Source organism: Pseudoalteromonas sp. J010 (genome assembly GCF_003934235.1).
Lineage (GTDB): Bacteria > Pseudomonadota > Gammaproteobacteria > Enterobacterales > Alteromonadaceae > Pseudoalteromonas > Pseudoalteromonas peptidolytica.
Genome location: NZ_RDBW01000032.1, coordinates 15,027 through 27,054 on the forward strand (window position 1 = coordinate 15,027; position 12,028 = coordinate 27,054).

Here is a 12,028-nt window from a genome sequence, read left to right on the forward strand (position 1 = left end):
AAATCAAGGAGAGCAATCATGATCACTTATCAATCTCACTTTGCAACTCGTACGGTAGAGTCTGCTTCGCAGCAGCACAGCCCTACCCAAACTAATCGAGCTAAATCAAGTGCTCAAGAGCAAGCGTATGTCGCGGCTGCGGATATAGCTGCACAATCTTCTCGTGCACTCGACCATAAAGTAGACGAGCCATTTAAATATGAAGTAGTGGAGCGTAATGAAACATTTCTCGAAAAAATGAGAGAAGCGGTAATGTTTAGCCGCTTAGGGGCAAATAAAGAGAAAATTGATGAATTAAAAGAGAAAATGGCAGAGCTTGAAAAGCTCGCAGCCGAGGGAAAAATTTCACCCGAAGAATTAGAAGAGCGTATGGCTGCATTAGAAGAAGCAATGAGAGATGCGGTAACTCAAGAAGAAAACAAAGCGAACAAGGACACGCTACTGAGTTAGTGAGGCTCAAAATGATAAAGGCCTCATCAGAGGCCTTATCAGTGTTATAACTCAATACTATTTAGCTGTGATAGTTTTCACACGCTTCAAGGGTGTTTTCAATCAAGCTAGCTACTGTCATCGGGCCTACGCCACCAGGCACTGGAGTGATAAAGCTCGCGTTTTGTTCCGCGATGTCATATTGCACGTCACCGACTAACTTACCTGATTCCAATCGGTTAATACCTACATCAATGACAATGGCACCTTCTTTAACCCAGTCGCCCGGAATAAACTCAGGTTTACCGACTGCGACGACGAGTAGATCTGCACGACGAACGTGGGCTTCCAAGTCTTGAGTAAATTTATGGCAAACGGTTGTGGTACATCCTGCCAGTAGCAGTTCAAGTGACATTGGACGACCTACAATGTTTGAAGCACCAACCACAACAGCGTGCATCCCTTTATAACGCACACCGGTAGAGTCGAGTAGGGTAATGATCCCTTTTGGCGTACAAGGTCTTAGTGCTGGCATTCGTTGAGCAAGACGACCCACATTATAAGGATGGAAGCCGTCGACGTCTTTGTGAGGATCGATACGCTCTAACACTTTTTCCGCGTCTAGGCCTTCAGGTAGCGGCAATTGTACTAAGATCCCATCAACTTCAGGGTCTGCATTAAGCTCGTCAACTAGCGTGAGCAGTTGCGCTTCGCTCGTGTCACCTGGTAAGTCGAAAGATTTAGAAACAAATCCAACTTCTTCACAGGCTTTACGCTTTGAACCAACATAAACTTGACTCGCAGGATCCTGACCTACTAACACAACTGCCAAGCCTGGTGCTCTCAGACCTTGTGCCAGTCTCTCTTGAACTCGTTGTGCAACAGTAGAACGAACTTGTTTCGCGATAGCTTTGCCATCAATGATGTTTGCCGTCATGATTGACCTATATTAAGGGTTAAAAAACTTGAACGATGATAGAGCCTTTAAATTCTCCTATACAAGTACTTTTATTGAGTGATGACTCTGCTTGTAAAGAAAAATAATGGGGTTGCTCTATTTATATGTCCTGCTAATTAGTTTGATAGAGGACATTTGCCCGCTATTTTCGCAAAAAACAGCCAGCCCGCCAAGTTAGCATTGCGTAAAACCGGAGGTTTTCACAACTTGCCTAGGTAAGAGCGTATAAAATTTGATTAAGTCAGCTGTTTTATCAACAATTTGTGGTAAAATTAGGCAGTTGAAACAAAAACTAAAAAAAATATTTGACCTGCTGGGGGCAAATCACTATTATGCRCCCCGTTGCCAACGAGGACTCACCGATAAAAAGGTTCTTAGTTCTCCAAGGTCACAGTCGGCGATTAGCGCAGCTTGGTAGCGCACTTGGTTTGGGTCCAAGGGGTCGCAGGTTCAAATCCTGCATCGCCGACCACTTTTAAAATAAGATAGTAGCATGAAGATGTTTACTCGAGTTTGCGCCCTTAGCTCAGCTGGATAGAGCAACGCCCTTCTAAGGCGTCGGTCGAAGGTTCGAATCCTTCAGGGTGCGCCATCTTATTTTAATCCACATGTAGCGGCGGCTGTAGCTCAGTTGGTAGAGCCCTGGATTGTGATTCCGGTTGTCGTGGGTTCAAGTCCCATCAGTCGCCCCATCTACATGCCAAAATTAGTCGGCGATTAGCGCAGCTTGGTAGCGCACTTGGTTTGGGTCCAAGGGGTCGCAGGTTCAAATCCTGCATCGCCGACCACTTCTACAAAATACTTATGTTCGGCGATTAGCGCAGCTTGGTAGCGCACTTGGTTTGGGTCCAAGGGGTCGCAGGTTCAAATCCTGCATCGCCGACCACTTTCTCTCTATCAGTATCTCAGTCATTTATTTCAAATTTACTAACTTTTAATCAATTAGCACCAATATGCCTAATTATTTAACCTGATTGCTCGACTCCGTCGTTGAATAGGTTATAATGCCGCGTCTATTAATTAACGTAGTGCCCGTAGGGCAGGCAACAAGCGTCACATGCAACGGAGAGTTTGGCAGTTTAGCCGAAGGCCCACAAAAGCATGATGGTTGTCTTGTTAGTAAGGAAGGCGCTTTGTCGCCCAAAAATGAAGATTGAGGTAAATCATGCAAGTTTCTGTTGAGACGACTCAAGGCCTTGAGCGCCGTCTGACCATCACCGTTCCTGCAGAGAACGTTGAGACTGAAGTTAAAAAACGCCTACAACAACTGTCAAAAACACAGCGTATCGATGGCTTCCGCCCTGGTAAAGTACCAGTGTCAATCATCACTAAGCGTTACGGCGCAGCTGTTCGTCAAGAAGTTGCTGGCGATATTATGCAGCGTAATTACATCGAAGCAATCATTGCTGAGAAAATCAACCCAGCGGGCGCACCTACATTTGCTCCTAAGTCACTAGAAGCTGGTAAAGATTTAGAGTTCGATGCAACTTTTGAAGTATACCCTGAAGTTGAGCTTAAAGACTTAGATAAAATTGCAGTTGAGAAGCCTGCTGTTTCAGTAACTGACGAAGATCTTGCTAACATGCTTGAAACACTTCGTAAGCAACACGCTACTTGGACTGAAAGCGACGCAGCTGCTGGCGAAAAAGACCGTGTAACGGTTGACTTCGTTGGTACAATTGACGGTGAAGAGTTTGAAGGCGGAAAAGCTGAAGACTTCCCTCTAGAGCTTGGTCAAGGTCGTATGATCCCAGGTTTCGAAGATGGTATCGTTGGTAAGAAAGCAGGTGACGAAGTCGTTTCTGATGTGACTTTCCCTGAAGACTACCACGCTGAAAACTTAAAAGGTAAAGCAGCTCAATTTACAATTACTGTGAAGAAAGTTGAAGTTCAAGAGCTTCCTGAACTAACTGACGAGTTCGCAACTAAGTTTGGTGTTGCTGAAGGTGGTGTTGACGCACTTAAAGAAGAAGTGAAGAAGAACATGGAACGTGAGCTTAGCCAAGCGGTTAAAGCAAACGTAAAAGATCAAGCGATCAAAGGCCTTCTTGACACTAACGAAGTTGAAGTGCCTAAAGCACTAGTTGATCAAGAAATCGACGCACTTCGTCAACAGGCTGCACAGCGTTTTGGCGGCAACGCGCAAAACATGCCTGAGCTACCAGCTGAGCTTTTCCATGAGCAAGCTGTTACTCGCGTAAAAACTGGCTTGCTTTTAGGTGAAGTAATCAAAGCGAATGACATCAAAGCTGACGATGCAAAGGTTGAAGAATTAATCGAGACTGTTGCTTCTGCATACGAAGATCCAAGTGAAGTAGTTTCATACTACAARACAAACGATCAACTTATGCAGCAGATGCGTAACGTAGCAATGGAAGAGCTTGCTGTTGAAGCTGTACTTGCAGCTGCAACTGTTTCTGATGTTGAAAAATCATTCGATGACATCATGAACCCACAGGCTGCTCAATAAGTCTTTGAAGAAATCATTGACTTCCAGCTAAGCTGAAGTTTAAATGGCTCGAGTTACTCGGTGAGAGAATTCGGGCCATTTTTGTTTTTACACCTTGATATTGAAGCATAAAGTACTTATATCTTGAGGCATGGCTTATTTTATTAGCTATACTTGATGGTATAAGACAAAATGTGCTTATCACAACGAGCTGTTAGAAATGCTCGTTCTATTTCGCTCAAAAAAGTATTAGCCTAAAACCGAATGACAGAATGTCTCTTGAGTCGCAAGCGATTTAAGTTACCTATTACAATAAGGCAACAAATTCTGTGCTAGTAAGGAATAAAAAACATGAATGATGGTATGATCGATCCAATCAATGCGTTAGTACCTATGGTCGTGGAGCAAACGGCTAAAGGCGAGCGTTCTTATGACATTTACTCTAGACTACTTAAAGACCGCATCATTTTTTTGACAGGTCAAGTAGAGGACCATATGGCCAACTTGATCGTGGCACAGATGTTGTTCTTGGAGTCGGAAAGCCCAGACAAAGATATTTTCTTGTATATCAATTCACCTGGTGGTTCCGTGACTGCTGGAATGTCTATCTACGATACAATGAACTTTATTAAGCCTGATGTTAGTACGGTTTGTGTTGGTCAGGCAGCGAGTATGGGAGCATTTTTGCTTTCAGGCGGCGCTAAAGGTAAACGTTATTGCTTGCCAAACTCTCGAGTGATGATCCACCAGCCTTTAGGTGGCTTCCAAGGTCAGGCATCAGATTTTGAAATTCATGCAAGAGAAATCTTGTCTATTAAAGAAAAGTTAAATCGTCTGATGGCTGATCATACTGGACAACCATACGATGTAGTTGCACGTGACACCGATAGAGATAATTTTATGACTGCCGACCAAGCCCTAGAATATGGCTTAATTGACGCGGTTCATTCACGTCGCGAACTGAAGTGATTAGTCGGTAATCAATGAGCACAAATCATTGGTTACTGCTATGCCAAAGCTTTTATTCTTTGGTATAGTTAAAAGAAATACGATGTTATCGACAGATAACAACAAAAGAATGAGGTAGCTGAATGTCAGACACTCCAACAGACGGCGATAAGAATAGCAAGCTGCTGTATTGCTCATTTTGCGGCAAGAGCCAGCATGAAGTTCGTAAGTTAATTGCCGGTCCATCTGTCTATATATGTGACGAGTGCGTTGAACTTTGTAACGATATTATCAGGGAAGAAATCAAAGATATTGCGCCTAAGCATGACGCGTCTGATAAATTACCTGTGCCAAAAGAGATCAGAAATCACCTTGATGATTATGTTATCGGTCAGGAACATGCGAAAAAAGTGCTGTCCGTTGCTGTATACAATCACTACAAGCGCTTACGCAACCAAGGTGGTAAGGGTGATGTAGAATTAGGTAAAAGTAATATCTTGCTAATTGGTCCAACAGGTAGTGGTAAAACACTATTGGCCGAGACGCTTGCAAGACTTCTTGATGTACCATTTACGATGGCAGATGCAACAACGTTAACTGAAGCTGGTTATGTTGGTGAAGATGTTGAGAACATCATTCAAAAGCTGCTACAAAAATGTGACTACGACGTAGAAAAGGCACAACGTGGCATTGTCTATATCGACGAAATCGATAAGATTTCAAGAAAATCAGACAATCCATCTATTACCCGTGATGTATCGGGTGAGGGTGTACAACAAGCATTACTTAAACTGATTGAAGGTACAGTTGCATCTGTTCCGCCTCAAGGTGGTCGAAAACATCCGCAACAAGAGTTTTTGCAAGTTGATACATCGAAAATCTTATTCATCTGCGGTGGTGCATTTGCTGGCCTTGATAAGGTGATTGAACAACGTAGTTCTAAAAATACAGGTATCGGTTTCGGTGCTGAAGTTAAGTCAAAAGACTCAGAGCGTTCACTGAGCGAAACATTTAAAGATGTTGAGCCTGAAGATTTGGTCAAATACGGTTTAATTCCTGAATTTATTGGTCGTTTACCGGTTGTTGCAACTTTGACCGAACTTGATGAAGATGCGCTTATTGAGATCTTAAACGAACCAAAAAATGCCTTAACAAAGCAATATGCAGCGTTGTTTAAGATGGAAGGCGTGGATCTTGAGTTCCGTGAAGACGCTTTGCGAGCGATTGCGCATAAAGCGATGGAGCGAAAGACTGGTGCACGAGGATTGCGCTCGATTGTTGAAGGCGTATTGCTCGACACTATGTATGAGTTACCTTCATTGGAAGAAGTCAGTAAAGTAGTTATTGACGAAACCGTTATCAAAGGAGAGTCAGATCCGATTATGATTTACGAAAACAATGGTAAAGAAAAAGCGGCATCTGAGTAGCTCAGGATTAAAGTATAAAGGAGCCTAGTGCTCCTTTTTACATCTAAGTTAGGAGCTAACAAAAAGTATAAGGTAAACTGCGAGGCTAGCTCATGGTTGGTAAGCTAAATCAGTATTTTCCCTCACCAGAGCTTATACCAATTATGCTTAATACTTGCTCAATTTGAAGGCGTAAATCTGACGCTAACTGCGCTAAACATCTTCTATGTAGAACAAATAAATGGAGAGTTTTCGCTTAGTAATAGACAGAGTTTTCTCGCCTCAAAATAGTAAGCTTAATTATGCGAATAGGTATTGCCCCAATATGATACCAGTTGAACTAAAAACCCTGAGCTTTGGATAACTCATACTTTTCTGGAAACCGGCAAGGGCAACGCTATCCCTGAAACGTTTTGGCTAGATAAGAGAGTAATTCAATGTTATTGAGAAGCAATGAGTTAGCTAAATACTTGTTCAACCCTCAGGGCTAACAAACCGTTTATTTTTTTAAGTGGAAAAGTCGCTTCTAGACATACGACGCTATGAAAGAAGTCGATATAGTCCCTTATCGTTGCAAATAAGCTGGAGCATTAGTTTACTGATATTTGATTGCTTTATGCCTTAAATTGATCCCTAGTTGATGTGGATTACTATAAACTATTGAACTTTATCTGCGTTATCCCCATATAGCTCAGTATTCCCAAAATTAATTTAAGTGCGAAGAGAACATAATGACGCTTGAAAGAACGGATCGAGTAGAAATTCCTGTGTTAGCGCTGCGCGACGTAGTCGTGTATCCGCACATGGTGATCCCGCTGTTTGTAGGTCGAGAAAAATCAATAAAATGCCTAGAAGCAGCGATGGACAACGACAAGCAAATCTTTTTGGTTGCGCAAAAAGACGCTTCAGTTGATGACCCTAGCACTGATGATGTCTACCAAACAGGCACTATTGCGACGGTGTTACAACTATTAAAACTGCCTGATGGTACGGTAAAAGTACTTGTTGAAGGCACGCAGCGCGCCAAAATAGACGAATTTTTAGTTACAGACGAATATTTCTTAGCGCAAGCACAGTACATCCTTTCACAGGATGCTGATGAGCAAGAGCAAGATATATTAGTGCGTAGTGCAATTAGCCAGTTTGAAGGCTATGTAAAGCTTAATAAGAAAATTCCACCTGAAGTACTGACGTCAGTTTCAGGTATTGATGAGGCCGCACGCCTTGCTGATACAATGGCTGCGCATATGCCAATTAAAGTGCCTGAAAAGCAAAAGGTACTGGAAATTCATGATGTAACAGAACGTCTTGAGTACTTGATGGCGCTGATGGAAGGTGAGATCGATTTACTTCAAGTAGAAAAGAAAATCCGTTCTCGCGTGAAAAAGCAAATGGAGAAGTCACAACGTGAGTATTATCTGAATGAGCAAATGAAAGCAATTCAGAAAGAACTTGGTGAGTTAGACGACGTACCAGATGAATTTGAAGCGCTGAAAAAACGCATTAGCGAAGCAAAAATGCCGCAAGAAGCGGAAGAAAAAGCACTGGCGGAGCTGAACAAACTGAAGATGATGTCACCGATGTCTGCAGAAGCGACTGTGGTGCGTTCTTACATAGAGACGATGATAAATGTCCCATGGAAAAAACGCTCTAAGGTGAAAAAGGACTTAGCAGGTGCGCAAAAGATTCTAGACTCAGACCATTATGGCTTAGAAAAAGTAAAAGATCGCATTATCGAGTACCTTGCCGTACAACAACGCACCAATAAGCTCAAAGGCCCTATCCTGTGCCTAGTTGGCCCTCCTGGAGTTGGTAAAACCAGTTTAGGCCAATCTATCGCGCGTTCTACAGGTCGTAAGTATGTGCGTATGGCGCTCGGTGGCGTGCGCGACGAGGCTGAAATTCGTGGTCACAGAAGAACCTATATTGGCTCAATGCCGGGTAAGCTTATTCAAAGTATGTCGAAAGTTGGCGTGAAGAACCCGCTTTTCTTATTAGATGAAATCGACAAGATGTCATCGGACATGCGTGGCGACCCTGCATCTGCTCTATTAGAGGTGTTAGATCCTGAGCAAAATAGCAACTTTGCAGATCACTATTTAGAAGTAGACTACGATTTATCGGACGTGATGTTTGTTGCGACATCAAATAGCTTCAATATACCAGGCCCACTGCTTGATCGTATGGAAGTGATCCGTTTGTCGGGTTATACCGAAGATGAAAAGCTTAATATTGCGAAACAGCACTTAATTCCTAAACAGATCAAGCGTAATGGTCTGAAAGAATCTGAAATTAACATCGAAGACAGTGCGATTATTGGTATTATCCGGTATTACACTCGAGAGGCTGGGGTACGGAACCTAGAGCGCGAAGTTTCTAAACTCTGTCGCAAAGCGGTGAAAAACATTTTGCTAGACAAAGATGTAAAGCAAGTTGTGATTAACCAAACAAACCTAGAAGAATTTTTAGGTGTTCAGCGCCATGATTACGGTAAAGCTGAAGATGGTGATCGTGTTGGTCAAGTTACGGGTCTAGCGTGGACAGAAGTTGGTGGTGATCTATTAACCATTGAATGTGCTGCTGTGCCAGGCAAAGGCAAACTGACGTACACTGGCTCTTTGGGTGATGTGATGCAGGAATCTATTCAGGCTGCGATGACGGTGGTACGCAATCGTGCTGAAAAGCTTCGTATTAACGACGACTTTTATGAGAAGCGTGATATTCATGTGCATGTTCCTGAAGGCGCGACTCCTAAAGATGGACCAAGTGCGGGTATCGCCATGGTAACAGGCTTAGTGTCAAGTTTAACTGGCAACCCAGTGCGTGCAGATGTCGCGATGACCGGTGAAATCACATTACGTGGTGAAGTGCTGCCAATTGGTGGTTTAAAGGAAAAGTTACTTGCAGCGCATCGTGGTGGAATTAAACGAGTTTTAATACCGAAAAAGAACGAGCGTGACTTAAAAGAAATTCCTGAAAATGTCCTTGAAGGACTTGATATTCATGCTGTGTCTTGGATTGACGAAGTTCTATCATTAGCATTAGCGCAGCCAATAGACAGTTTTAGTGTAGAATCACAAAAAAACTAAGAAAAAAGCCAAAAAATTAAGTGAAAAGGCTTTTCAAATCTAAAAGGTGTGTTAAGTTAGGCACTGTATTCAAGCTTGGTGGTTCGCAAGCCCCGTAATCACTAGGCTTGAGAAAGATTTCGAGAATTAGAGAGTCGCTGTGATGTCTCTAAATGAATAGCAAAAGTTATCAGATAGAAGTAACTTTTGATAATAACTATGGAAGAGGATGATATTGTGAATAAATCTCAATTAATCGATCAAATCGCAGCTGATGCTGACATTTCTAAAGCGGCTGCTGGTCGTGCGCTAGATTCATTCATTGAGTCGGTAACCGGTGCACTTAAAGAAGGTGACTCTGTTGCACTTGTAGGTTTTGGTACTTTCTCAGTACGTGAGCGCGCTGCACGTTCTGGTCGTAACCCACAAACTGGTGAGACTATTCAAATCGCAGCAGCTAACATCCCATCTTTCAAAGCGGGTAAAGCGCTTAAAGACGCAGTAAACTAATTCATTTTGGATTAGGCGATGCAGAGTCGTCGCGAACTGCTTCAAGATAAAAGGCGTATCTGCTAAGATACGCTTTTTTTATACCACCTCAAACCTCGTGGCGGTGGTGTGATGCTAACCCAAATCTAGCAATACAAAGTGCTTATGTGCTTTGACTTAGATAAGAGAAACAATAAATGCTTGAAAAGATCAGAGAAGGCTCACAGGGCCCTGCGGCTAAAATCATATTAGGTTTAGTCATCTTATCTTTTGCGTTAGCAGGGATCGGTGGTTACCTAGGTCAAACCACTGAGCAACCTGTCGCAGAAGTCAATGGAATAAAGATCTCGCAGACAAAGTTCTCACGTGCTTACTCGAATGAGCGTGCACGTTTAGAGCAGCAGTTTGGTGAGTATTTTGCGCAAATAGCAGCAGATCCAAATTACATGGCACAAATCCGCCAAGGTGTTGTAGATCAATTAGTACAGCAAGAACTACAGTCACAACTGGCAAAGGAACTTGGTCTTCGAGTGAGTGATGAGCAGGTAAAAAAAGCGATTGTTGAGATGCCTTACTTCCAAATCGGTGGTGAGTTTAGCAATGACCGTTACCTCCAAGTTATTCGCCAGATGAATTTTCAACCTGACAGCTTCCGTGAGTATTTACGCGATGAAATGACACGAGCACAACTTATCTCTGCGGTAGCTGGCAGTGACTTTGTATTAGAAAATGAATTACAACATTCTCTTGCGTTACAGCAGCAAACCCGTGCAATCGATTATGCCGTCTTAAGTAAAGATTTAGTAAAAGATGAAGTCTCAGTTTCACCAGAAGAGGTTCAGAGCTACTATGATCTAAATCAGAATCAGTTCCAAGCACCAGAGTTGGTGGCTGTGAACTATATTGAGTTGAAAGCAGAAGATTTAGAGCCTGCTGAGCCGGTTACTGAAGAGGCCGTTAAAACATATTATGAAGAACAAAAGAACCAGTATCTAGAGCCTGAAAGGCGTCGCGTTTCACACATTTTAGTAGACTTGGGTGAAGATGCTGCAGCTGCAAAAGAAAAAGCAGACATGCTGCTAGCGGAGCTAAATAGCGGTGCTGATTTTGCAACTCTTGCAGAAGAAAAATCAGATGATATTGTCAGTGCAGAACTAGGTGGTGATTTAGACTGGATTGAACGAGAGATGATGGATCCTGCATTTGAAGACGCAGCGTTTTCGCTTGCAGCAGTAGGTGATGTATCAGAGGTGGTTGAGTCTGAGTTTGGTTATCACATCATTAAGCTGACTGATATTCTACGTCAACAGGCCCAATCTTTTGATGATGTTAAAGATGAGTTGCGTGCTGAGCTTGAAAAAGCAGCTAAAATAGATGCTTTCTACCAAAAACAAACTCAGGTTGCTGAATTGGCCTTTGAAATGGCGGACTCCCTTCAAGATGCAGCAGAAGTTGCTGGCGTAGAAGTTAAGTCTACCGAGTTAGTAAGCCGTAATGCGCTTCCTGAGCCATTAAACATGCCAGCTATAAATAATACTATTTTTACTCCTGAATTAATCGAAGACAGAGTGAATTCAGAAGTTTTAGAGGTTGCGCCAGAACATATTGTCGTAGTACGTGTTTCGGATCATAAAGCTGCGGCCACTAAACCGCTAGAAGAAGTCAGTGAGCAAATTCAAGCACAGCTAGTTGCTGAGAAAGCATCAAGCTTGATTACTGAGAAAGCTCAATCACTGTTTGAGCAATTGCAAAATGGCACGACACTGGCAGACATTGCCAAAGCACAAAACATTGAGGTTAAAAGTGTCAATGAGCTGCAGCGTAGAAGCTATGATGTTCCTCCTGCGATAGCAACTGAAGCATTTAAACTACCTCAACCTGGTGTTGCGCAATCTTACCCTGCGTTGGTTGAATTAGGAAATGGTGACGCTGCATTTGTGGTGCTTAAATCAGTAACCACTCCAGACGTGGATGGACAGATAGATCCGCAGCAGAAACAATCAATCACTTCCTCATTTGCTAATAAAAATTATTTAGAACTRCTGGCAGCACTTGAAGCTAAAGCCGAAGTAATTAGGCCTCAGCTACAATTAGCTGAGCAGCAATAGCAACTCAATAATGAAAAAAGCGCCGCGTTGGCGCTTTTTTTATGCGTATATAAATGTGATCTAACGGAGCGTCTTATTAATTCTAGAAAGCAAAGCTGATACAAAGTACATTTATATTAATTAATATTAATACTTGCTCAATTTGAAGGAGTAAATCTGACGCTAGCAGCGTT

General features: G+C 42.7%; 8 protein-coding genes and 5 tRNA genes. 12 read left to right on the forward strand and 1 reads right to left on the reverse strand.

All coding sequences use genetic code 11. The features are described from left to right. The first annotated feature begins 18 nt into the window (after positions 1-18). Positions 19-450: a hypothetical protein gene (locus tag EAG18_RS16820; protein WP_125253527.1), complete on the forward strand. Its 432-nt coding sequence runs from the start codon at positions 19-21 to the stop codon at positions 448-450. A gap of 61 nt (positions 451-511) precedes the next feature. Here the strand turns inward: EAG18_RS16820 and folD are convergent, their stop codons facing one another. Beyond that, positions 512-1,366, reverse strand: a complete 855-nt coding sequence (folD, locus tag EAG18_RS16825; protein ID WP_125253528.1) for a bifunctional methylenetetrahydrofolate dehydrogenase/methenyltetrahydrofolate cyclohydrolase FolD — start codon at positions 1,364-1,366, stop codon at positions 512-514. Between the two features lie 416 nt (positions 1,367-1,782). On the opposite strand from folD, the gene EAG18_RS16830 reads away from it, so the two are divergent. The 11 genes from EAG18_RS16830 to EAG18_RS16880 all read left to right on the forward strand — a co-directional run bounded on the left by EAG18_RS16830 (position 1,783) and on the right by EAG18_RS16880 (position 11,855). Further along, positions 1,783-1,859, forward strand: a tRNA-Pro gene (locus EAG18_RS16830). A gap of 43 nt (positions 1,860-1,902) precedes the next feature. Beyond that, a tRNA-Arg gene (locus EAG18_RS16835) sits at positions 1,903-1,979 on the forward strand. 24 nt (positions 1,980-2,003) lie between these two features. Further along, positions 2,004-2,079: transfer RNA gene (locus EAG18_RS16840), tRNA-His, on the forward strand. Between the two features lie 19 nt (positions 2,080-2,098). Continuing rightward, positions 2,099-2,175 (forward strand) — tRNA-Pro (locus EAG18_RS16845). Between the two features lie 21 nt (positions 2,176-2,196). Further along, positions 2,197-2,273, forward strand: a tRNA-Pro gene (locus EAG18_RS16850). 279 nt (positions 2,274-2,552) lie between these two features. Then, positions 2,553-3,857 (forward strand): trigger factor, encoded by a 1,305-nt coding sequence (gene tig / locus EAG18_RS16855; RefSeq protein ID WP_125253529.1) that lies wholly within the window; start codon positions 2,553-2,555, stop codon positions 3,855-3,857. A gap of 330 nt (positions 3,858-4,187) precedes the next feature. Then, positions 4,188-4,805, forward strand: a complete 618-nt coding sequence (clpP, locus tag EAG18_RS16860) for an ATP-dependent Clp endopeptidase proteolytic subunit ClpP (protein ID WP_125253530.1) — start codon at positions 4,188-4,190, stop codon at positions 4,803-4,805. Between the two features lie 122 nt (positions 4,806-4,927). Beyond that, the gene (gene clpX / locus EAG18_RS16865; RefSeq protein ID WP_125253531.1) at positions 4,928-6,211 is read left to right on the forward strand and encodes an ATP-dependent protease ATP-binding subunit ClpX; all 1,284 of its coding nucleotides are present in this window, start codon (positions 4,928-4,930) and stop codon (positions 6,209-6,211) included. A gap of 710 nt (positions 6,212-6,921) precedes the next feature. Continuing rightward, entirely contained in the window at positions 6,922-9,279 is a 2,358-nt protein-coding gene (gene lon, locus EAG18_RS16870; RefSeq protein WP_125253532.1) for an endopeptidase La, read from the forward strand. 216 nt (positions 9,280-9,495) lie between these two features. After that, a complete protein-coding gene (gene hupB, locus EAG18_RS16875; RefSeq protein ID WP_125253533.1) occupies positions 9,496-9,768 on the forward strand; it encodes a nucleoid-associated protein HU-beta in 273 nt (90 codons plus the stop codon). Between the two features lie 176 nt (positions 9,769-9,944). Further along, positions 9,945-11,855 carry a SurA N-terminal domain-containing protein gene (locus EAG18_RS16880; protein WP_125253534.1) on the forward strand — a complete coding sequence of 637 codons (1,911 nt, stop codon included), beginning with the start codon at positions 9,945-9,947 and terminating at the stop codon, positions 11,853-11,855. Positions 11,856-12,028: the final 173 nt, after the last annotated feature.